The 21399-nt window shown below is 66.0% G+C and carries 24 protein-coding genes; 12 read left to right on the forward strand and 12 right to left on the reverse strand.

All coding sequences use genetic code 11. The features are described from left to right. The first annotated feature begins 77 nt into the window (after nt 1–77). The 4 genes from B552_RS0120755 (at nt 78) to B552_RS0120770 (ending at nt 4014) form a co-directional block, all read left to right on the forward strand. A complete protein-coding gene (locus B552_RS0120755) occupies nt 78–1049 on the forward strand; it encodes a tripartite tricarboxylate transporter substrate binding protein (protein WP_019450983.1) in 972 nt (323 codons plus the stop codon). Between the two features lie 152 nt (nt 1050–1201). After that, complete coding sequence (locus B552_RS0120760) at nt 1202–2707, forward strand: chloride channel protein (protein WP_019450984.1); 1506 nt, start codon at nt 1202–1204, stop codon at nt 2705–2707. Nucleotides 2708–2869: 162 nt separating this feature from the next. Next, nucleotides 2870–3178 carry a hypothetical protein gene (locus tag B552_RS0120765; RefSeq protein ID WP_019450985.1) on the forward strand — a complete coding sequence of 103 codons (309 nt, stop codon included), beginning with the start codon at nt 2870–2872 and terminating at the stop codon, nt 3176–3178. A 104-nt stretch (nt 3179–3282) separates the two neighbouring features. After that, nucleotides 3283–4014, forward strand: a complete 732-nt coding sequence (locus tag B552_RS0120770; RefSeq protein WP_026035882.1) for a hypothetical protein — start codon at nt 3283–3285, stop codon at nt 4012–4014. 2 nt (nt 4015–4016) lie between these two features. On the opposite strand, the gene dapB is transcribed toward B552_RS0120770, so the two are convergent. Both dapB and B552_RS0120780 read right to left on the reverse strand, forming a co-directional pair. After that, nucleotides 4017–4826, reverse strand: a complete 810-nt coding sequence (dapB, locus tag B552_RS0120775) for a 4-hydroxy-tetrahydrodipicolinate reductase (RefSeq protein ID WP_019450987.1) — start codon at nt 4824–4826, stop codon at nt 4017–4019. 40 nt (nt 4827–4866) lie between these two features. Continuing rightward, a complete protein-coding gene (locus tag B552_RS0120780; protein ID WP_019450988.1) occupies nt 4867–5316 on the reverse strand; it encodes an Lrp/AsnC family transcriptional regulator in 450 nt (149 codons plus the stop codon). A gap of 148 nt (nt 5317–5464) precedes the next feature. On the opposite strand from B552_RS0120780, the gene B552_RS0120785 reads away from it, so the two are divergent. The 3 genes from B552_RS0120785 to B552_RS0120795 all read left to right on the forward strand — a co-directional run bounded on the left by B552_RS0120785 (nt 5465) and on the right by B552_RS0120795 (nt 8527). After that, nucleotides 5465–6658 carry a saccharopine dehydrogenase C-terminal domain-containing protein gene (locus B552_RS0120785; RefSeq protein WP_019450989.1) on the forward strand — a complete coding sequence of 398 codons (1194 nt, stop codon included), beginning with the start codon at nt 5465–5467 and terminating at the stop codon, nt 6656–6658. Further along, the gene (locus B552_RS0120790) at nt 6655–8178 is read left to right on the forward strand and encodes an aldehyde dehydrogenase family protein (RefSeq protein WP_019450990.1); all 1524 of its coding nucleotides are present in this window, start codon (nt 6655–6657) and stop codon (nt 8176–8178) included. Before B552_RS0120785 ends, B552_RS0120790 begins: the two co-directional genes overlap by 4 nt. A gap of 121 nt (nt 8179–8299) precedes the next feature. Then, on the forward strand, nt 8300–8527 hold the full coding sequence (locus B552_RS0120795) for a hypothetical protein (RefSeq protein ID WP_026035883.1): 228 nt from the start codon (nt 8300–8302) through the stop codon (nt 8525–8527). A 68-nt stretch (nt 8528–8595) separates the two neighbouring features. On the opposite strand, the gene B552_RS0120800 is transcribed toward B552_RS0120795, so the two are convergent. The 6 genes from B552_RS0120800 to hemA form a co-directional block, all read right to left on the reverse strand. Continuing rightward, nucleotides 8596–9210: a UbiX family flavin prenyltransferase gene (locus tag B552_RS0120800; RefSeq protein WP_019450992.1), complete on the reverse strand. Its 615-nt coding sequence runs from the start codon at nt 9208–9210 to the stop codon at nt 8596–8598. A gap of 13 nt (nt 9211–9223) precedes the next feature. Beyond that, nucleotides 9224–9535, reverse strand: a complete 312-nt coding sequence (gene grxD, locus B552_RS0120805; RefSeq protein ID WP_019450993.1) for a Grx4 family monothiol glutaredoxin — start codon at nt 9533–9535, stop codon at nt 9224–9226. Between the two features lie 115 nt (nt 9536–9650). After that, entirely contained in the window at nt 9651–10514 is an 864-nt protein-coding gene (prmC, locus tag B552_RS0120810; RefSeq protein ID WP_019450994.1) for a peptide chain release factor N(5)-glutamine methyltransferase, read from the reverse strand. Nucleotides 10515–10665: 151 nt separating this feature from the next. Continuing rightward, nucleotides 10666–10989 carry a hypothetical protein gene (locus B552_RS0120815; RefSeq protein WP_019450995.1) on the reverse strand — a complete coding sequence of 108 codons (324 nt, stop codon included), beginning with the start codon at nt 10987–10989 and terminating at the stop codon, nt 10666–10668. Nucleotides 10990–11152: 163 nt separating this feature from the next. Next, on the reverse strand, nt 11153–12235 hold the full coding sequence (prfA, locus tag B552_RS0120820) for a peptide chain release factor 1 (RefSeq protein WP_019450996.1): 1083 nt from the start codon (nt 12233–12235) through the stop codon (nt 11153–11155). Nucleotides 12236–12344: 109 nt separating this feature from the next. After that, the gene (hemA, locus tag B552_RS0120825; RefSeq protein ID WP_019450997.1) at nt 12345–13649 is read right to left on the reverse strand and encodes a glutamyl-tRNA reductase; all 1305 of its coding nucleotides are present in this window, start codon (nt 13647–13649) and stop codon (nt 12345–12347) included. A 156-nt stretch (nt 13650–13805) separates the two neighbouring features. On the opposite strand from hemA, the gene B552_RS0120830 reads away from it, so the two are divergent. Next, the gene (locus B552_RS0120830; RefSeq protein WP_026035884.1) at nt 13806–14048 is read left to right on the forward strand and encodes a hypothetical protein; all 243 of its coding nucleotides are present in this window, start codon (nt 13806–13808) and stop codon (nt 14046–14048) included. Between the two features lie 49 nt (nt 14049–14097). On the opposite strand, the gene B552_RS0120835 is transcribed toward B552_RS0120830, so the two are convergent. Further along, nucleotides 14098–14865: a 5'-methylthioadenosine/adenosylhomocysteine nucleosidase gene (locus B552_RS0120835; protein WP_026035885.1), complete on the reverse strand. Its 768-nt coding sequence runs from the start codon at nt 14863–14865 to the stop codon at nt 14098–14100. Nucleotides 14866–15021: 156 nt separating this feature from the next. Here B552_RS0120835 and B552_RS0120840 point away from each other — a divergent pair, with 156 nt between their 5' ends. The 3 genes from B552_RS0120840 to B552_RS0120850 are packed head-to-tail and all read left to right on the forward strand — an operon-like array spanning nt 15022 to nt 17656. Then, nucleotides 15022–16035: a DUF2157 domain-containing protein gene (locus tag B552_RS0120840; protein ID WP_026035886.1), complete on the forward strand. Its 1014-nt coding sequence runs from the start codon at nt 15022–15024 to the stop codon at nt 16033–16035. Next, nucleotides 16032–17159, forward strand: a complete 1128-nt coding sequence (locus B552_RS0120845; RefSeq protein WP_019451001.1) for a DUF4401 domain-containing protein — start codon at nt 16032–16034, stop codon at nt 17157–17159. Before B552_RS0120840 ends, B552_RS0120845 begins: the two co-directional genes overlap by 4 nt. After that, nucleotides 17156–17656 carry a GDYXXLXY domain-containing protein gene (locus tag B552_RS0120850; RefSeq protein ID WP_019451002.1) on the forward strand — a complete coding sequence of 167 codons (501 nt, stop codon included), beginning with the start codon at nt 17156–17158 and terminating at the stop codon, nt 17654–17656. Before B552_RS0120845 ends, B552_RS0120850 begins: the two co-directional genes overlap by 4 nt. A gap of 54 nt (nt 17657–17710) precedes the next feature. Here B552_RS0120850 and B552_RS0120855 read toward each other — a convergent pair whose 3' ends face one another. The 3 genes from B552_RS0120855 to ychF all read right to left on the reverse strand — a co-directional run bounded on the left by B552_RS0120855 (nt 17711) and on the right by ychF (nt 19904). After that, complete coding sequence (locus B552_RS0120855; RefSeq protein WP_019451003.1) at nt 17711–18034, reverse strand: hypothetical protein; 324 nt, start codon at nt 18032–18034, stop codon at nt 17711–17713. 59 nt (nt 18035–18093) lie between these two features. Then, nucleotides 18094–18417, reverse strand: a complete 324-nt coding sequence (locus tag B552_RS0120860) for a hypothetical protein (protein WP_019451004.1) — start codon at nt 18415–18417, stop codon at nt 18094–18096. 395 nt (nt 18418–18812) lie between these two features. Next, complete coding sequence (ychF, locus tag B552_RS0120870) at nt 18813–19904, reverse strand: redox-regulated ATPase YchF (protein WP_019451006.1); 1092 nt, start codon at nt 19902–19904, stop codon at nt 18813–18815. Nucleotides 19905–20033: 129 nt separating this feature from the next. Here ychF and B552_RS0120875 point away from each other — a divergent pair, with 129 nt between their 5' ends. Beyond that, the gene (locus B552_RS0120875) at nt 20034–21341 is read left to right on the forward strand and encodes a UbiH/UbiF family hydroxylase (protein ID WP_019451007.1); all 1308 of its coding nucleotides are present in this window, start codon (nt 20034–20036) and stop codon (nt 21339–21341) included. Nucleotides 21342–21399: the final 58 nt, after the last annotated feature.

The raw sequence follows: 21399 nt of genomic DNA on the forward strand, positions 1-21399 counted from the left end.
CCCTCTCCCCCTGCCCCTCTCCCGCCGTGCGGGAGAGGGGAGAAACACACACATAAAACAAAGCAACAGGAGACAACATGCACCGCAGAACCGCCATCCTGGCCGCGGCCACACTGGCACTGGCAACGACCACGGCAACCGCATTCGCCGCCTGGCCCGAGCGCCCGATCAAGCTCGTGGTGCCCTACACGCCCGGTGGTTCCACGGACCAGTTCGGCCGTGCGCTGGCCGAAGGCATGGCGCGCGAGCTGAAGCAGCCAGTGGTGGTGGAGAACCGGCCCGGTGCCAACACGATGGTCGGCACGCAGTCCGTTTCGCGCGCGCAGCCGGACGGCTACACGGTCCTGATGGGTACCAGCGCGAGCATGGTGCTGAACCCGCTGCTGTACAAGAAAACCGGATACGACCCGAAGGACTTCAAGGTCATCACGATCGGCATCGAAGTGCCGCTTGTGGTGGTCACCAACAACCAGGTGCCGGCCAGCAACACGCGCGAGTTCGCGGCCTATGCCAAGGCCGCCAACGGCAAGCTCAACTATTCCTCGGTGGGACTCGGCAATCCGCTGCAACTGGCCACGGAGATGCTGAAATCCGAGCTTGGCATCGACATGACGCACGTGCCGTACAACGGCAGCGCGCCGGCGCTGTCCGCGCTGCTGGCCAATGACGTGCAGTTGATGGTCGATGTGGTCAGCACCTCGCTGCCGCATATCAAGGCCGGCAAGCTCAAGGCGCTGGCCGTGACCGGGCGCTCGCGGCTTGACGTGCTGCCGAACGTGCCGACCGTCGCCGAAAGCGGTTATCCAGACTTCCATGCGGCCACCTGGTTTGGCCTGGCCGTGCCCGCGCAGACACCGCCCGATGCCGTGGCGAAGCTGCAGGCGGCGGCATCGCACGTGCTGACGGAGACGCAGTTCCGCAATACGTTCAATGCGCTGGGGCTGGTGGTTCAGTCGCCGCGCACGCAGGCCGAGATCGACCGCTATGTCGCCGCCGATCGTGATAACTGGGGCAAGGTCATCCGCGCCAATCACATCAGCCTGGACTGAGCGCGCGTGGCGCAGGAAAGGGCAAGAGGCGGGCAAGACGCGGGCAAGCGGCGGGAGCGACGGGCGTATAGTTGAGGGGCTTCCGGGACGGCCAGCGCAGTCCCGGGTGCCAACATCATTCTCACGCGCCCCATCGCTCACGCATCGACGCCATGACTGCCGAGCCGCCAGATTCCCCCAATTCGCCCGATTCATCCAAGCCCGCCACATCATCCGGCGCCGGCAAGCCTGCCGAATCGGCGCCCGCAACATCCCCCGGTTCAGATTCCCCATCTTCCCCGGATCGCTTCGGCGGCCTGCGTGGACGTGCGCGCAGCACGGCGTTCCGCAAGACGCGCCAGGTCGGCCGCATTTCGCGCACCACCATGCGTTATGGGGCGTTCATGTGCGGCGCGGGCTTCGTTGCGCTGTTCTCGATCGTCTTTGCCTATATCGCGGAAATCGCGCTGCGATGGAACGCCAAGATGACCACGGCCACGCCGTGGCTGGCCTTCGTGATGCTGCCGTTCGGACTGGCCGCGCTGCGCTGGCTGACCATCCGCCTGGCGCCGCAGGCGCGCGGCAGCGGCATCCCGCAGGTGATCGCCGCCGTGACGCTGCCGCCCGCCGGGGCGGCGCAAACCGTGCTGGTGTCGTTCCGGCAATCGATGTGGAAGGTGGTGTTGACCACGGGCGCGCTGCTGGTCGGGGCGTCGGTTGGCCGTGAAGGGCCGTCGGTGCAGGTTGGCGCCGCGGCCATGCTGACCTGGGGCCGCCTGTGCCACGAAAAGCTGCAGTTCCGTATCGGCTTCCATCCGAATGCGCTGATCGCCGCCGGCGCAGCAGGGGGGCTTGCCGCGGCATTCAACACCCCGCTTGCCGGGGTTGTGTTCGCCATCGAGGAACTGGGGCGCGGCACCTCGGTGCGTTGGGACCGGCTTGTGCTGTCGGGTGTGCTGACGGCCGGCTTCCTGTCGCTGGCCGTGCTTGGCAACAACCCGTACTTCAGCGTCAAGGTGCCGATGCTGGTGCTGCATGATGCGTGGGGGCCAGTGCTGCTCTGTGCCGTGGTCAACGGCGTAATGGGCGGATTGTTCGCCAAGCTGCTGATAGCCGGGGTGCCGGGCCTTGCGCCGGCGAAGTGGCGCGGCTGGCTGAACGAGCATCCCGTGCAGGTGGCGTTCTTCTGCGGCCTGGGGGTGGCCGCGCTCGGCTGGGCAACCGCTGGCGCGACGTTTGGCACCGGCTACGGGCAGGCTTCGGGCCTGATCAACGGCACGCCGCACAGCACGATCTGGTTCGGACTGGCTAAGTTCGCCGCCACGGTGTTGTCATATTTCGCCGGTATCCCGGGCGGGATCTTCACGCCTGCGCTGGCCATCGGCGCGGGGATCGGTGACACCGTGTCGCACTTCCTGTCGGGTGCCACGGAGCCGCGCGTGCTGGCGCTGGTTTCGATGGCGGCGTTCCTGGCGGCCGCCACGCAGGCGCCAATCACCGCCAGCGTGATCGTGATGGAGATGACCCGCTCGCAGGACCTGACGATCTTCCTGCTGGCCGCGTCGCTGCTGGCGTCTTTCCTGTCGCGCCAGTTCAACCCGCATCCGTTCTATCACCACGTGGGTCATGCGTTCCGCCGCGAGGCCGTGGCGGTCACGCGGAAGTCCGCGCCCGCTTGAAGCGTCTGTTTTAGATCGCGCCCCGTAAGGGGCCTATGGCGGGCGTGCGCGCTTTGTCTTAACATGTGCCGCGCGCGGACCGGAGGCAGTAGACCGGCGGCCGCGCGTGTGTACCGGCGGCACACTGATTCGTCGGCAATCGATGCATTCGGGGGGCAGGGGATGGCCACGCAGCGACCGGTCGGCAAAGGTCCGACCAGCACTCGTTCGACCAACACGCGTTCTACGCAAGCCGCGGCACCAGGCAAGACGCCGGTCCGCGAACACGCCCAGGCACGCGACCTGGGCGCCGACACCATGATCTGGCACACGCGCGGACTGCAGACCAATTCGCGCATGCGCGCACCGGTTGCGCAGCGCACGCCCACCAGCCAGTTGCCACCGAGTCCGGTCCCCCGCCTGATCCTCTGGGCCGTGCTGATCGGCCTTGCACTGGTATGCTTCCAGGCCGTGAAGCATATGCTCCGCTAGCCATCGTCCGGCAAGCCTGTCGACCTGACATCACTTTAAGTTGACGGGCCGGAACCCTCGGCGCGGAGCGGGCTCCAACGCGGAGCCGTTTTCAGGAGTGAGTTTTGAGATTGCCCCTTGCCGGGCTGGCGCTTGCCAGCCTGCTGGCGACGTCTGTCGCCCATGCCGCACCCGCCGCGCCCTCCGCGCCCGCCACCCACGCCACCCCTTCCGCGCCGCCCGCACATGCCGCCTCAGGCACTGATGCGCTGTCGCAGTTGCTTGGCACGTTCGAAATCGGCAGCCCGCTGCCGGCGCTGACCGATTGTGCGGATCACCGCACCCCGGACGGCAAGGATGTCACCGCGCTGTGCGTCGAAGTGCGTGGCGATGGCGTGATGCGCCAGGTTGGTGTGCCGCGCGACAAGCGCCCCGCGTTCATGGACGGCTCGTACGTGCTGGCGCTTGTCGATGGAAACGCGCTGGTCGGGGTGATCGTGCCGACCGACGGCGTCAAGTCGCAGGATGCCGCCGAGCAATCGCTTTCCGCACGCTATGGCAAGCCGTTCCGCAAGGAAATGGTCGACATGAAGGACAAGGGCGGCAATGCGGTGAAGACGATTCACGCGGGCTGGATGCACCGCCCGCTGACGGTCGAGCTTTATGCGATTCCGGAAGACCCGTCCGAGGGCACGATCGAACTGCTGTTGCCGCAGGCGCGTGCCCTGATGGCCAACCGCGATGCCGAAGTGGCAAAGTCGCTTGCGCCGCCCGCGTCCGACGCGGCCGCGAAGAAGCCGGCGAAGGCCGACAAGAAGCCGGCGCCCGCAAAGCCGGTGAACCCGGGTAGCTGGTAAGGTCAGAGCCCTTCCATCACCTTGTCCAGCCCGCGCACCACGCCGCGCACGGTGTGGACCTTGCGGATGGCCAGCAGCGCGCCGGACACGTACGGCTTGGAGCCGTCTCCGGCCTCGTGCTTCAGATGCAGACGCTGGCCGTCCGCGCCGAAGATCACTTCGACGCCAAGCTGGTAGCCGGGCAGCCGTACCGCATGGACCTGCGTGCCAGACATCGTCGCGCCGCGCGTCTCCTTCGGGCCGCTGACCTGGTCGATCGGCACGGCCTGCGCGGCATCCTTGATCTGGCCAAGCCGGAACGCGAGTTCGCGCACGGTGCCTGATGGCACGTCTACCTTGCCGGCCTTCGCGTAGTCGATGATTTCCCAATGATCGAGATGGTGCGCGGCCATCTCGGCGAACTTCTGCAGCAGCACGACGGTAATCGCGAAGTTGCCGCAGGCCAGCACGCCGCGATCGGCCTTGCGTGCGGCGGCGTCGATTTCCGCATAGTCGTTATCGGTCAGCCCGGACGTACCCACCACCACATGCGCGCCGTGCGCCAGCGCCTGCAGGATGTTGTGCTTGGCGACGACCGGCTTCGTGTACTCCACGTAGACGTCGTAAGGCGTCTGGTTCAGTTCCTCGATGCTGGCCGCGGCCACGCCCGGGGTATCGGCGTGGCCGGTCAGGCTGGCCAGCGCCTGTCCTGCCGCACCGCGCGACAGGCCGGCCACCAGTGTCATGTCGGGCGAATGGGCCACGCCGCGCGCGAGTTCGCCGCCAGCCCAGCCCGTTACGCCGCCCACGGCAACGCGAATGTCCTTGTTCATGTTTGTCTCCTGAATGGGCAGGGCCGCTAGCCCGCCACGCCTAGCCAGCCGCCCTTCGCCGGTCGATCTTGCGCGCCAGCACGATCGATGTCTGCGTGTGATTGACGCCATCGAGCATGCCGATCTCGTCCAGCAGTTTGTCCAGCCGCGCGTGGGAATCGCAGCGGATCACGGCCATGTAATCCACCGGGCCGCTGACCGAATTGAGTTCCTCGATTTCGGGCAGCCGCTGCAGCGCGCGCACCACGGTGGGGGCGGACTTGGGCTGCACGGACACGCCGCAGAACGCCAGGATCGAGTTGTCCTCCATCTGGCGGCCCAGTCGCACGCCGTACCCGGCGATCACGCCGATCCGCTCCAGCCGCGCGATGCGCGCCACCACGGTGGTGCGTGCAATGCCGAGCGCACGCGCCAAATTGGCCGCGGACTCGCGCGCATTGGCCTGCAGCAGTGCCAGCAGGTGCCGGTCGGTCTGGTCGAGTTCCGCCATGGTTCGCTCTGACGTATCGTCAGCAATGGACGTCGATGCGTCGAATTATGACGGGCTTTCGTCAATCTTGTGGCTGTAAAACGTGCGCGTTGCTGCCCATACTTCAGTCACAACGACTGCTTTTCATGACGTTTCGACGGAGTCTGCCATGCAACCTTCTACGCTTGGTCCCGCCACCGTGCGCGACCTGACCCTGGCGCCGCGGCCGCTGTCCGTTGTGGTGCTCGGCGCCGGCAAGATCGGCCGCGTGATCGCCGCGATGCTGGCCGATTCGGGCGACTACCGCGTCTGCCTGGTCGATCACGATGCGCACCGGCTGGACGGCCTGCCGCGCCAGATTGCCGTACGTGCGGGCGATCCTACCGAACCGGGCACCTGCGCCGCGCTGCTGGCCGGCGCGGACGCGGTGCTCAATGCGCTGCCTTTCCATGCCGCCATCAACGTGGCGAAGGTGGCCGCGCGGCTTGGCGTGCATTACTTCGACCTGACCGAGGATGTGGCCGCCACCCATGCGATCCGTGAGCTTGGGCAGGGCGCGCGTTCGGTGCTGATGCCCCAGTGCGGGCTGGCGCCGGGTTTTATCGGCGTGGTCGGCCATGATCTCGCGCAGCGGTTCCTGCGCGGCGGCGGCGAACTGCTGGACCTGCGCATGCGTGTTGGCGCGCTGCCGCGCTATCCAAGCAACGCGCTCAAGTACAACCTGACGTGGAGCACCGAAGGGCTGATCAACGAGTATTGCAACCCGTGCGAGGCAATCGTCGACGGCCGGCGCGTGGAACTGCCAGCGCTGGAGGGGCACGAGACCTTCGCACTGGACGGCGTCGAGTACGAGGCCTTTAATACATCTGGGGGGCTGGGCACATTGCCCGACACGCTGGCCGGCCACGCTCGGCAGGTCGACTACAAGTCGATCCGCTATCCCGGCCATTGCGCGCAGTTGAAGCTGCTGCTGAACGATCTGCGGCTGCGCGAGCGGCGCGAATGGCTGCGCGAGATCCTGGAGCACGCGATTCCGGTCACCGAGCAGGACGTGGTGATCGTGTTTGCCAGCGCCACCGGACATCCGCCCGGCGTGCGCGGCGAGGGCAAGCGCGGGCCGCTGACGCAGGCATCGTTCTCGGCGCGTATCGGCGGGATGGAAGACTTTGCCGGCATCGGTCATGTCAACGCGATCCAGTTGACCACGGCGGCCGGCATCTGCGGTGCGCTCGACCTGGTGGCCACGGGCGTGCTGCCGCAGGCGGGATTCGTGCGGCAGGAGGCCATGCCGCTCGACCGGTTCCTGGCCAACCGCTTCGGCCGGCACTACGCTCGCAATCCGCTACAGGAGACGCTCGCATGAAAGCGCAAGAGATCGCAGCCTGCTGGCAGGCCATGGACCTGCCGACTCCGTGGGCTCGCGCCGATGGCGCAGTGGCTGGCACGCTGGCGCTACGCTCGCCGATTGACGGGGAGGTGTTTGGCCATCTGCCGGTGTGCGAACCGGCCGAGGCCGGCACGCGGATCGCCCGCGCACACGCGGCGCAGTCCACGTGGGCCCTGACGCCCGCGCCGGTGCGCGGCGAGGTGGTGCGGCGCTTCGGTGAAGCACTGCGCGCGCACAAGGACTCGCTGGGGCGGCTGGTTTCGCTCGAGTCCGGCAAGATCCTGCAGGAAGGGCTTGGCGAAGTGCAGGAGATGATCGACATCTGCGACTTCGCGGTGGGGCTGTCGCGCCAGTTGCACGGGCTGACGATTGCCTCCGAGCGGCCCGCCCACGCGATGCGCGAGACCTGGCATCCGTATGGCCTCTGCGGCGTGATCTCGGCATTCAACTTCCCGGTGGCGGTGTGGGCGTGGAATGCGGCGCTGGCGCTGATTTGCGGCAACGGCGTGGTCTGGAAGCCGTCGGAAAAGACGCCGCTCTGCGCGCTGGCCGCGCAGGGCCTGCTCGATCGCGTGTTCGATCAGCATGCGCCCCAGTTCGGCGGACTCTGCTGCGTGCTGCAGGGTGGCCGCCAGCTAGGCGCGCACCTCGTGCAGCATCCCGCCGTGCGGTTGATGAGCGCGACAGGATCGACGCGCATGGGGCGCGAGGTCGGCATGGCCTGCGCCGCGCATTTCAAGCGGGCGATTCTTGAGCTTGGCGGCAACAACGCGGCCATCGTCGCGCCGTCGGCCGACCTGGAACGGACGATCCGCGCGATGACGTTCGCGGCGGCGGGAACGGCGGGGCAGCGCTGCACCACGTTGCGCCGCGCGTTTGTCCATGCCGATTTGATTGAGACCGTGACGAACCGGCTGCGCCAGGTGTACGCACGGCTTCCGGTAGGCGATCCGTTGCAGGAAGGCACGCTGGTCGGGCCATTGATCGACCAGGCCGCCGGCGATGCCATGGCCAACGCGCTGGCAAGCTGCCGCGCGCAGGGCAACATCGTGCATGGTGGCGAGCGTCTGCTTGCCGATCACTACCCCCATGCCTGCTACGTGCGGCCTGCGCTGGTGCTGACCGATACCCAGCACGACACGATGCTGACCGAGACCTTCGCGCCAATCCTGTACCTGATGCCCTACACCTCGCTGGACGAGGCAATCGCGCTCAATAACGCGGCATCGCACGGGCTGTCGTCGTGCATCTTTACCGAGTCGCTGCGGGAGGCCGAGTTGTTCCTGTCGGCAGCCGGTAGCGATTGCGGCATCGCCAACGTCAACATCGGCACCAGCGGCGCCGAGATTGGCGGGGCATTCGGCGGCGAGAAGGCGACCGGCGGCGGGCGGGAGTCAGGGTCGGACGCGTGGAAGGGCTATATGCGGCGCGCCACCAACACGATCAACTATGGCGACGCGTTGCCGCTGGCGCAGGGTATCCGCTTCGATTTGTGATCGCTTACGTGCACAAATACGTTGCGAATCGTAACAAGGGTTACAGCAGCTTGACGCTGTATTACCAGGCACCCCCGTATAACGTTCTTGAAGGCAGCAGCATCACAACAAGGACGTCGCAATGAAAACAATACTGATGGGTTTGGCAGTGGCTGGCGCAGCCATGCTTGGCGGTTGCGCGGTGTACCCCACGCCGTACGGCCCGGCGGTGGCGCCGGCGCCGGTAGCCGTGGCACCCGCACCGGTCTACGTTGGGCCGCCCGCGGTAGTGGTGAGTCCCGGCTACTACGGCGGCGGCTACTACGGTGGCGGCTATTATGGCCGCCGCTACTACCGGCACTACTGGTAACAATTACCCTTGGTGTTCTCCCCTCTCCCGCAAGGCGGGAGAGGGGAGCGGATTACAGCGTTAGTGCATCAGTCTTCCGCGCCGCCGTTCAGCCCGCCCCAGCCGGGCGCGAGCGTCTCGCCGATATCCCGCAAATCGACCAGGTCGAGTACACGCCCGACGGTGTGGTCGACCAGTTCGGCGATGCTCTGGGGCTTCTGGTAGAACCCCGGCACAGGCGGGAATACGATCCCGCCCATTTCCGTTACCGCCGTCATATTGCGCAGATGCGCCAGGTTCAGCGGCGTTTCCCGCACCATCAGCACCAGCTTGCGCCGCTCCTTGAGCGTGACATCGGCTGCGCGCGTGATGAGATTGTCTGACAGGCCATGGGCAATCGCGGCCAGCGTGCGCATCGAGCAGGGGGCGACGATCATTGCATCGGCGCGGAATGACCCGCTGGCGATCGTCGCGCCGATATCGCGCACGTTGTGCACGACATCGGCCAGCGCTTCCACGTCGGCGCGGGCCATGTCGAGTTCGTGCTGCAGGTTCATGACGCCGGCGGGCGAGATCAGCAAATGCGTTTCCACATTGCTCGCGCGCTGCAGTACCTGCAGGAGCCGGACGCCATAAATGGCGCCCGTGGCGCCCGTGATGGCGACGATCAGCCGTTGCGGCGCGCCGCCTTTTGTCACAGGCATGATGTGCGGATGGTCAGGCCTGGAGCAGCGATTGCAGCTCGCCGTTCTGGTACATCTCCATCATGATGTCCGAACCGCCGATGAACTCGCCATTCACGTAGAGCTGGGGAATCGTCGGCCAGTTGGCGTATTCCTTGATGCCCTGGCGGATCGATTCGTCTTCGAGCACGTTGACCGTGGTCGGGGCGTCAACGCCGCAAGCCTTCAGGATCTGGATGGCACGGCCCGAAAAGCCGCACATCGGGAATTGTGCAGTGCCCTTCATGAACAGGACCACAGGGCTGCCCTTCACGATCTGGTCGATCTTCTGTTGTGCGTCACTCATGATGTAAACGTTCCGGTTGCGCGCGGCGCCACAAGCGTCGCTGAAGTGGGGGGATTGGGATCGGATTTTACCGGATTCATGCCCTGCCTTCAGGTAAGGACATTCGGGCCGAAAATCAACCTGGCAGGCGGCCGCCGCTGCAGCGTTCGTGTCCCGCCAGGTCGCGTGCGGTAAAGACCTCGGCAAAGCCGGCCCCGGTCAGCAGGGTGCGGGTTGCTTCGCCCTGGTCGTAGCCGTGTTCCATCAGCAGCCAGCCGCCGGGCAGCAGTCGCCGGGCTGCGCCAGCCACGATCGTCCCAAGGTCGCTCATCCCGTCGTCGTGATCGGTCAGGGCGTCGAGCGGCTCGAAACGCAGGTCGCCCTCCACAAGATGCGGATCGCCCTTCGCGATATAGGGCGGATTGCTGACGATCAGGTGGAAGCGCAGGTCTTCGGGCACCGCGTCGTACCAGTCGGATACCAGGAAACGGATGTTGTCGGCCTGGAGCGCGCGGGCGTTGTCTCGCGCCACCATCAGCGCTCCGGGCGAGATGTCGGTGGCCCAGACCTCGGCGTCGGGCCGCTCGCGGGCGATTGTCACGGCCAGGATGCCGGAGCCGGTGCCCATGTCCAGCACGCGCGGCGCCTTGAGCCCGGCGATGTGGGCCAGCGCGGCTTCCACTGCCACTTCTGTGTCGGGGCGCGGAATCAGCACATCGGGCGTGACGCGGAAGGTACGGCCGAAGAATTCGCGTTCGCCCAGCAGGTAGGCCATCGGCTCCCCGGCGAGCCTGCGGGCCAGCAGCGTGGCAAATGCATCACGCTGTGCAATATTCAGATGTTCGTTGTCGCGGGTGATCAGCTGGGTGCGCGTAAATCCGGTGACGTGCGAAAGCAGCATGCGGGCCTCCAGCGCCGGAATTCCGGCAATGGCGGCAAGGGTCAGCGCTTCGCGCAGCGTAGGGGCGGGCGGCAGCGCGCCCGGTGGATTCAGGGACATCGTCGTACTTCGCACATCAAGGGGACCGTGAGCCAGTTTGCAAAAAACCCCGTCGGAGGTGCCCGGACGGGGTTTTTTTCATGGCTTCGCAACTGGCGGCTAGTGTAAGCCGAATCCGGCTCCCACGGTGCAACACCCTTGCGTAGGGGATTTACTTGTTGACGCTGTCCTTGGCCTTGTCGGCGGCCGTATTGACGGCATCCTTCGCTGCATCCTTGGCGGCGGACATCGCGTTGTTGGCTTCTACCTTGGCCTTGTCGGCGGCGGCGGAGACATCGGCAGCCGCATCGCTGGCGGCGGCCTTGGCGGCGTCCGCTGCATCGGACGCGGCAGCGGCTGCGCCGCTGGCAGCAGCCTTGGCCGAATCGGCGGCACTCTGCATGGCGGCTTCGGTGTCGGTCTTCGGCGCCTCTTCCTTCTTGCTGCAGGCAGCCAGGGCGGCGGTGATCATCAGCAGAGCGAGCAGTTTTTTCATGATTTCATCCTTGTACGGCTGTTGGAGGACTGAACTTCCATCCAGACTTCGCGGCCCGCTGCGCCTTGAAAGTGACGTATCGGGTTGGTCTGGTCGCAATCGATTATAGACAGCGCGTTTTTGCCGACCAGTGCTGTTTCAAGCATTTACGTCGGTTACAAATTCAGGCGTCCTCGCCCAATGCGGCAAGCTGGTCGGCCTGATGTTCGGCGGACAGGGACGAAATCAGCTCGTCCAGATCGCCATCCATGATCATGTCGATCTTGTAGAGCGTGAGGTTGATGCGGTGGTCGGTCACGCGGCCCTGCGGGAAGTTGTACGTCCGGATGCGGTCGCTGCGGTCACCCGAGCCGATCAGGTTGCGGCGCGTGCTGGCCTCCTTGGCCTGCGCGGCACGGAGCTGCCCGTCCTTGATGCGCGCGGCCAGCACCTTCATCGCCTTTTCCTTGTTGCGATGCTGGCTGCGGTCGTCCTGGCACTCGACCACGATGCCGGTGGGCAGGTGGGTCAGGCGCACGGCGGAGTCGGTCTTGTTCACGTGCTGGCCGCCGGCGCCCGAGGCGCGGAACGTATCGACGCGCAAGTCCGACGGATTGATCTCGACCTCGCCCACCTCGTCGGCTTCCGGCATCACGGCCACGGTGCAGGCCGACGTGTGGATGCGGCCTTGCGATTCGGTGGCCGGCACGCGCTGCACGCGGTGGCCGCCCGATTCGAACTTGAGCTTCGAGAACGCGGCATCGCCGGCAATGCGCACGATTACTTCCTTGTAGCCGCCCAGGTCCGACTCGGACTCGCTCATGATCTCCACCTGCCAGCGCTGGCGTTCCGCATAGCGCGTGTACATGCGCAGCAGGTCGGCGGCGAACAGCGCGCTTTCCTCGCCGCCGGTGCCCGCGCGGATTTCCAGCAGCAGGTTGCGGTCGTCGTTCGGGTCCTTCGGCAGCAGCAGGGTCTGCAGCGTCTTTTCCAGCGATTCGAGGCGCTCGCGGGCCGCGTCGATCTCGTCGGCCGCGAATTCCTTCATCTCGGGATCGTCAAGCAGCGCCTGGGCCGTGGTCAGGTCGTCCTGCGCCTGGCGATATTGCCCATATTGCTCGGCCACCGGCGACAGCTCGGCATGTTCGCGCGACAGCTTGCGGTACTGGTTCATGTCCGCCGTGGCGTCTTCGCGCGCAAGCAGGGCGTTGACTTCATCGAGCCGCTCGGTCAGTTGGTCGAGCTTGGTTGAAATGCTGGCTTTCATCGGTGGCGGAGAAATTGGGGGTAGCGGGGGCGGTGCGCTGAGCGTGCGGATCGGCAAGCAGAAGATGCCGGGCGCTGGCGGAGGCGCCAGCCAATGCAGAAGGGAGCGGCTAGCGCTCGGAGTGGCTGCTGTGGCGGAACAGGCCCGGCACCAGACGCAGCAGCGCCTCGCGGTCTTCGCCCTGCGTGTGGTTCAGTGCGTGGGTCGGGCCATGCAGGAACTTGCGGGTCAGCGCGCCGGACAGTGCTTCGAGCACGGCTTCGGGATCGTCGCCGCGTGCCAGCATGCGGCGCGCGCGTTCGACCTCGGCCTGACGGATCGCCTCGCCCTGCGACTGCAGTTCGCGGATGACGGGCACCACGCTGCGCGTTTCCAGCCAGTGCATGAAATTCTGCACGCGCGTCTCGATGATCGCCTCGGCCTGCGCCACGGCGGCCTGGCGCATCGCGTTGCCTTCGCGCACGACGGCGCCGAGATCGTCGACGGTGTACAGGAACACGTCATTCAGGCGCGCCACCTCGGGTTCGACGTCGCGCGGCACGGCAAGGTCCACCATCATGATCGGGCGGTGCTTGCGGCGCTTGACCGCGCGCTCCACGGCGCCCAGGCCGATGATCGGCAGCGAGCTTGCAGTGCAGGACACCACGATATCGAATTCGTGCAGGCGGTCGCCCAGGTCCTGCAGGCGGATGGCCTGCGTGGTCAGGCCCTGTTCGGCAAGCTGTTCGGCCAGTTTTTCGCCACGCTCGACGGTCCGGTTGGCCACCACGATCTGGCGCGGCAATTGCGCGGCAAAGTGTGTGGCGCAGAGTTCGATCATCTCGCCCGCGCCGATGAACAGCACGCGTTGCGTGGATACGCTTTCGAAAATGCGCTGCGCCAGGCGAACCGCCGCAGCCGCCATCGATACCGAATGCGCACCGATCTCGGTCTGGCCGCGTACTTCCTTGGCCACCGCGAACGTGCGCTGGAACAACTGGTTCAGGTATGTGCCCAGCGCGCCGGCTTCGCCAGCGGTGCGCACGGCATCCTTCAACTGCCCCAGGATCTGGGTTTCGCCGAGCACCATCGAATCGAGGCCGCTGGCCACGCGGAACGCATGGCGCACGGCTTCGGACTGGGGCAGGGCGTACAAATGCGGCGCCAGTTCCCCCGCGGGCACGTTGTGGTGCTGGGCCAGCCAGCGCAGCGTGTGCTCGAAACCTTCCGACCCCGGCTGCAGCACGTCTGTGGCGCAGTAGATCTCGGTGCGGTTGCAGGTGGAAAGAATGGCGGCCTCGGTGCCGTTGCGTCCCGCCAGGTGGGTGCGCAGCGTGCCAAGTGCGGGTTTGATCTGCTCAAGCGGAAACGCCACACGTTCGCGGAGCGAAACGGGTGCCGTCGTGTGATTGATTCCGATTGCGAGCAGTTGCATTTGTGGGGTTCTGGTGCCATCCGGATCGCAACCGGAAGCGCTGGTCATTATACCGCCCGGTTGCAAAGTTGCAGGGGATCGGGGTGTTTTGTTCCAACTGAAGTATTGTTATGGCCGGAGTCACGCGGTGTGGCTGACAGGACACAGGAGGGGCGCATGCTCGGCATGGCAGTGGTAGGAGCGGTTGTTGGAGTGGCGGGGCGGATGATGCATCCGTCCGGACGCGTCGTCCGCCTGCCAGCCGCGCTATTGCTGGGTGTGACCGGTGCCCTGGGCGCTTTCTACACTGGCCGCGCGCTGCATCTGTTCACGGATGGCCAACTGCTTGGCTGGGGCGCGGCCATCGTCGGATCGGCCCTGCTCGTGGCGCTTTGGGGCGTTGTACGCCCGCGCCGGTAACGGGTGAATTGACAGAAAAGTCAGGAATTTGCCGCAGATTTCTGACGATTCAAGCCCTCGCATCGAGGAATCGGCGCAGGATGGCTGCCGAGTAGTGGCTCGCGACATCACGCAAAAATGCCGAAAAATCCACATGCGCGGTGTCGTCCGCGCGGTCCGAGATCGTGCGCAGCAGCGCGTATGGCACGCCGTACTCGTGGCAGATCTGCGCCAGTGCGGCGCCTTCCATTTCCACGGCCTGCAGCGCAGGCAACTGTTCGCGTAACGCGCCAACCGCCGCCGCCGAATTGATGAACTGGTCGCCGCTGGCGATCATGCCGATATGCAGGCGCGGGTCGTGCACGCCAAAGCGGGACAGCACGCCGTCGGGTACCTCGGTGGCCAGGTCCAGCCGCAGGAAGTCCTCGGCGGCGCGGCGCAACGCAGCGGTGAGTACGGGATCGGCGGGGAATTCGGTCCGGTCGAGCAGCGGCACCTCGTGGCGCGGAAAGAGCGGCCGGGCGTCCATGTCATGCTGGACCGTCCGGTCCGCCACCACGATATCGCCCACGCGCACGCCGGGCCCCACGCCGCCGGCCAGACCCGTGAACACGATTTCGTCCACGCCAAACTCCCGGATCAACGTAACCGTGGTGGCCGCCGCGGCAACCTTGCCGACGCGTGCCAGCACCAGCACCACTGGCTGGCCGTGCAGCGTTCCGCTGTAGTAATCGCGCATGCCGATCGTGCGCTGCGTGGCGCGTGCGTCCTCATGGCGCATCGCGGCGATCAGGCCGTCAACTTCGTCATGCAGGGCGGCAAGGATGCCGAGAGTCATGGTGTGCGTGGCCTGGTACGGAGAGGACGCCAGCATACCCATGTGCGGGCGGGGGTGGAAGTCCCGGGATCGAACGTGGATGGGCTGGCGATTTCATCACTCGGAGGTCCATTTTTGCTACATTGCGAGGCACGCCCACGTTCGGGAGATCGCCGGTTGGAAACTCTTTCACATCGCCGCACCGCGCAGCAGGCCATGGCCGACTGGCGTGCCCAGGGGCGCCTGGACGCGGATGCCCTGCCCGCAGCCTGGGCGCCAACGCTCCCGGACCGCACTGACTGGCGCAACTGGCTGGACCGCGCGCTGCTGATCCTCGGCGCGGCGCTGTTATGCGCCGGCGTCATCGTCTTCTTCGCCTTCAACTGGGAGGCGCTCCACAAGTTCGCGAAATTCGCACTGCTTGCCGCCGCGCTGACGCTGCTGGCGGGCTTTGCCGCGCTGCGCCCGTCCGGCGACATGCCGGGGCGCGCGGCGCTGGCTGGCGCGCAGATCGTATCCGGCGTGTTGATGGCCGTGATCGGGCAGACCTACCAGACCGGCGCCGATGCGTGGCAGCTCTTTGCGCTGTGGACGCTGCTGGCGGTGCCCTGGGCATTGGCCGCGCGTTCCGCGCCGCACTGGTGGATCGTGCTGGTCGTGGGGAATGTGGCGCTGCTGCGCTATGGCAGCGTGCAGCTTGGCGTGGGCGGCATGTTCGAACTGCTGTTCTCGGCCAGATACGCGCGCGAAACCATGATGTTCCTGCTTGCGGCGTCGGTCATCCAGCTTGCGCTCTGGTACGCGCTGGCGGCCCGCGCCGGTAGCTGGGGCTTCCGCGGCGTCACTGGCCCACGGTTGATCGGCCTGCTGGCGTGCGGGTATGCGGGCTGGGTCGGCCTGATGAGTCTGCTGACAAGCCATGTCGAAGGTGTCGGCCTGCTGGTCGGTGGGGCGGCCTTGATCGGACTCGGGGCCTGGTTTCGCTGGCGCGCGTTCGACATCGTCGTGCTGAGCCTGGTTTGCCTGACCGGTATCGGCGTCATCATCACGGCGGCCGGCCGTTGGCTGATCGATTTCCATGGCGACTTTGGATCGTTCCTGTTGCTGGCCATGCTGACGATCGGGCTGGCCGTGGTCGCCGCCTCGTGGCTGCTGCGGGCATGGCGCGAAGAAAGCGGGAGGGCGGCATGAGTACCGAGCAATTCGAACGCCAGCTATGGCAGCAACTGGCCACCCGGGGCGCAGTGCACGGCGAGTACGCCGCAACGCTGCGCACGCCGTGGCCGATTCGCCTGCTGATGGGCGCGGCAGGCTGGCTGGGCGCGCTGTTTGCCCAGTTGTTCCTGCTGGGGTCTGTTTTCGCCGTGACGCGCGGTAACGGGCCTGCCATCGCCGTCACCGGGGTATTGATGATTGGCGCGGCGATCACGATGTATCGCCTGGCCGGGCACGACAGCACGCGGATCGCGCTGGGCCAGTTCGCGCTGGCTGCAAGCTTGGGCGGGCAGGGCATGGTGATCGTCGGCGTGGGGGAGAGCCTCGGCATCGACCGGCTTGTGCATACCGCGCCGTTCTGGCTTGGCGTGGCGGCATTGGAAGCCGTGCTGTTTGCGATCGTCCCCAATCGCCTGCATCGATTCGTGGCAGTGCTCGGCTGTTGGGCCGCGGCGACCGTCGCGCTATATGTTGCGCTGGGCGCCCCCATTCGCCATCCGTTCCAGGCGATACCGTATTCGGTAGGGGTGCTGGCCGCACTGGCCATGGCCGCCGTGACAGCCTTCGTGCTGAACGAGGCACGCATCGCGGCGCAGGGGCGACACGGACTTTGGGAGCCCGCCGCCGACGCGACATTGCTGTTCGGCGTGGCCGCAGCGCTGATCGTCACTGCCGCCGCGCATCCGTTTTCGATCCTGATCGACGATGGCAGGCCGTGGCAGACGCCCGGCGCGTGGTTGCCCGGCGCCCTGCTTGGCGCGGTGCTGGCCACCTTCACGCTGATCGAATGCTTGCGCACGGGCTGTGAGGCGCGCATCCGCGGGGCGCTGCTGGCGGTGTCGATCGCGTTCAGTGCACTGATGCTGATGGCGCCGGCCGTGACGGCAGGGGTGCTCGCGCTCGCGGTGGCCTTGCGGCGCGCGTCGCTGCCCTGGCTGGGCCTGGCCATCGCCGCAATCCTGCTTGGCTTTGTCTGGTACTACAGCACGTTGCAATGGACGTTGCTCGCCAAATCGGCCACGCTGGCGGCGGCCGGAATGCTGCTGCTGGCCGCACGTATCGCGCTGACCCGCCTGCCGCGCAAGGAGGCCATCGCATGAGGCGCTGGATTGTCATTGGCTGGCTGCTGACCATCGGCGTCGCCGTGGCCGGCATCGTCGGCAAGGAAAACGTGATCTCGCGTGGCGATGTGGTCTACCTGCGCCTGGCGCCGGTCGATCCGCGATCCCTGATGCAGGGCGACTACATGGCGCTGAACTTCGCCATCGGCATGGAAGTGGCGGCCACGCACGGCCACGAGGAAACACAGCTTCGCCGCGAGGAAGTCATCGTCATTCGTCGCGATGCCAGCAACGAGGGACACTTCGTCCGCCTGCACAAGGATGAGCCGCTGGCCGACGGCGAACAGTTGCTGCGCGTGCAGAACGTGCCGTCGCGCTGGGGACGGTCGACGGTGCAGGTATCGACCGATGCATGGTTCTTCCAGGAAGGACAGGCGGAGCGCTATGCGAAGGCGAAGTTCGGCGAGTTCCGCGTGGACGCAAGCGGTCAGGCGCTGCTGGTGGGGATGCGGGACGAGCGGTTGGGGGCGATGTAGGGTATCGGGGCGGAAAGGAGCGCCGCTCCCGGCAGACTATGAGCTTTGGCCTGATCACGGCACAACGCTGTATGCAGATCCGGCGCCGACGGTCTTCCCGGGCATCCCACGCTTGATCCAGTCTTCGTACTCAAGCAGATTTTGCGAATTGATGGCCCATATCACCAGATACGTGTTCAGCGCGGCCAGCGCCGCAATCCCCCATAGGGCGCGGCGTTCCAGCCTGAAGGCCAACGCCAGCAGGACCGATGCCATCGAGAAGACGTCCAGATAATGCGGCGTGAAGCCCGTATGGTTGACCGGCACAAACAGCACCCGGTAAGCGACAAATCCAATGGATAGCAGCGCGGGCAGCGCGGCAAGAAGCAGTTTCATCATTTCGTCGGCATCAAAGATGCCTTGCGCTGGCGTGGGGAAGGGGCATCGTGACAACCGTGTCAGGCGGGCAGCCGATAGCCATATCGCAATACCTGCATGGCCAACCCATAGGCAGCGGCGGAGGCAAGCACAGAGAGCGTCGCCATGATGCATAGCTCTCGCCGTTCCGCTGGCGCAATCCAAAGACTATAGAGAAAGCCCGCGAAGGCCAAAGCGCCCAACACGGCATCAAACAACAGGACGGTTCCGGTCAAGGCGCCGGCAGGGCCGACAAAGAAGTCATCCTTCGTCGGCACCGTCACCAGGTAGTAAAGGGCCAGTCCCACAAACGATGCCGGGAGAAGCGTGGCCGGCAGGAGGAACAACCAACGGGCGACGTTCATTTGACGCCTTCGCCAACGATACGTGCTGCCAGCTTGTCGAGTCGCGCGGGCAACTCGCGCGTGACGGACACCGGCCCCCCCCCCTTGAGTTCCATCCTGTTGCTCCTTTGCGTTGCGCAAAGTCCCCATTTGTCCTTACTGAGCGGCCACGGACAATCGGCAAAATACGATTCTGTCCTGCACGTTCTTGCTATCAGCCCTGTCTATCGTCGAAATCACTGGGCAGGATTACGCAATCGGCTGGCCGAGAGTCGCCTTGGCTGAGGGGCAGGCGCCGACGGGCGATTGGGGAATGATGTGAGGCGAGCGGAAACAAAAAAAGCCCGCTGCAACTGGAGCGGGCTTTCGGGGAGATTCCGGTATGGTCCGGAATCTCTGGCTACAACCGGTCTGGCTTAGACGTTGAACAGGAAGTTCATCACGTCGCCGTCGTGCACCACGTACTCCTTGCCTTCGGCGCGCATCTTGCCGGCTTCCTTGGCGCCGGTTTCGCCCTTGAACGAGATGTAGTCGTCATAGGCGATGGTCTGGGCGCGGATGAAGCCGCGTTCGAAGTCGGTGTGGATCACGCCCGCGGCCTTCGGGGCGGTGTCGCCCACGTGGATCGTCCAGGCGCGCACTTCCTTCACGCCAGCGGTGAAGTAGGTCTGCAGGCCCAGCAGCTTGAAGCCGGCGCGGATCACGCGGTCCAGGCCCGGTTCTTCCATGCCCAGGTCGGCCAGGAATTCTGCCTTGTCGGCGTCGTCCAGGTCAGCGATCTCGGCCTCGATGGCGGCGCAGACTGCCACCACGGGCGAGCCAGTGGTCTTGGCGTGCTCGCGCACGGCGTCCAGGTGCGGATTGTTCTCGAAACCATCCTCGCGCACGTTGGCCACGTACATGGTCGGCTTGGCGGTGATCAGGCAGAACGGGCGCAGGGCTTCCCACTCTTCCTGGGACAGGTCCAGCGTGCGCACGGCCTTGGCCTGGTCGAGCACGGCCTGTGCCTTTTCCAGTACGGCCACCAGGCGCTGGGCTTCCTTGTCACCTGCGCGGGCCGGCTTGACGTAGCGGGCCACGGCCTTTTCCACGGTGGCCAGGTCGGCCAGTGCCAGTTCGGTGTTGATGACTTCGATATCCGACAGCGGGTCGACCTTGCCGGCCACGTGGATCACGTTGTCGTCCTCGAAGCAGCGCACCACGTGGGTGATGGCGTCGGTTTCGCGGATATTGGCCAGGAACTGGTTGCCCAGGCCTTCACCCTTGGACGCGCCGGCCACCAGGCCAGCGATGTCGACGAATTCGACCGTCGCCGGCAGAATGCGCTCGGGCTTTACGATCTCGGCCAGCTTGGCAAGCCTCGGATCCGGCACTTCCACCACGCCCACGTTGGGTTCGATGGTGCAGAACGGATAGTTTTCGGCGGCGATGCCGGCTTTCGTCAGGGCATTGAACAGCGTGGACTTGCCGACATTGGGCAGGCCGACGATGCCGCATTTGAGGCTCATGGTGTCAGGCGGAAAATAGCGAAACCCGTATTCTAGCGGATGGGCGCTGCCGGACGGGGTGGCAATCCAGCCGGCGGGGCATGCGTTGTGTCAGTAATGCCGCCCCCGTCACGTCGCTATAATCCAGGCATGTCCGGATCTGCCGCATCGGCGCATCGCGCCGCCACTTCCTTCATGTCCTCGAATCCTTCCTCCCGCTTCCAGATCGCCGTGGTCGGCGGTGGCCTTGTCGGCAAGGCCTGCGCGCTGTTGCTGGCGCAGCAGGGCATGCAGGTGGCGCTGGTGGCGCCCAGGCCCGTTGCCGAGCGCGCGCCGTCGGGGGAAAACGACTGGGATGCCCGTATCTACGCGTTCTCGGCCAGTTCGCAGGCGCTTCTGGCACGGCTGCGTGTCTGGGAGGCGCTCGATCCGGCCCGCGTCCAGCCTGTGCGGGACATGCGCGTGTTCGGCGACGAAAGCGCGTCCGAAACTGACCCAACGCCGCATGGCGACCTGCATTTCTCCGCCTACGCCGCCGCGGTGCCGCAGCTCGCGTGGATCGTCGAATCGGGTCATGTCGAGCGGGTGCTTGATACCGCGCTGCGCTTCCAGCCGCAAGTGCAATGGTTCGACGACACCGCCACGGCGCTTGAGCGTGATCTCGACGGCGTGATGCTGACGCTGGCCAGTGGCGCCCGTGTCCGGGCCAATCTGCTGGTTGGCGCCGACGGCTCGCGTTCCTGGGTGCGTCAGCAGTGCCATATCGGCACCACGCAGCGCCGTTATCGCCAGCTTGGCGTGGTGGCCAACTTCGAATGCGAGCTGCCGCACCAGGAAACTGCCTGGCAGTGGTTCCTTGGTGCGCCCGAGAAGCTGATGGCTGATGAGGAACCGGCCAACGGCGAAATCCTTGCGATGCTGCCGCTGCCCGGCAATCGTGTGTCGATGGTCTGGTCGGCTGACGAAGCCCACGCGAGTGATCTGCTTGCGCTGTCGCCGGAGGCACTGGCGGCAACCGTCGCGCAGGTTGCCAGCGGCGCGGTAGGCGCACGCTTTGGCACACTGCGTTGCATTACGCCCGCACAGGGCTTTCCGCTGGTGCTGCAGCGCGCCGAACAGTTCGTCCAGCCGCATGTGGCGCTGGTGGGCGACGCGGCGCATGTGGTTCATCCGCTGGCCGGCCAGGGCATGAACCTGGGGCTGCGCGATGTCGTGGAACTCGGGCGTGTCATGGCCGACAAAGAGTCGTTCCGTTCCGAAGGCGATTTGCGCCTGTTGCGCCGCTACGAGCGCGCGCGCGCCACCGATCTGCTTTCGCTGACCGCCGCCACGGACGGCCTGCATCGCCTGTTTTCGTTGCCCGGCACGCCTGCGCGCGTGGTGCGCAACCTGGGGATGCGCGCCGTGGGCAGCCAGGGGCTGCTCAAGCGGTTCCTGATTGGGCATGCCCTTGGGTAACGCTTGCGAGGTCAAACCAACCTTTAACGATTTACCGATGATGAACAAGCCGGCACAC

This window comes from Cupriavidus sp. BIS7, assembly GCF_000292345.1.
GTDB lineage: Bacteria > Pseudomonadota > Gammaproteobacteria > Burkholderiales > Burkholderiaceae > Cupriavidus.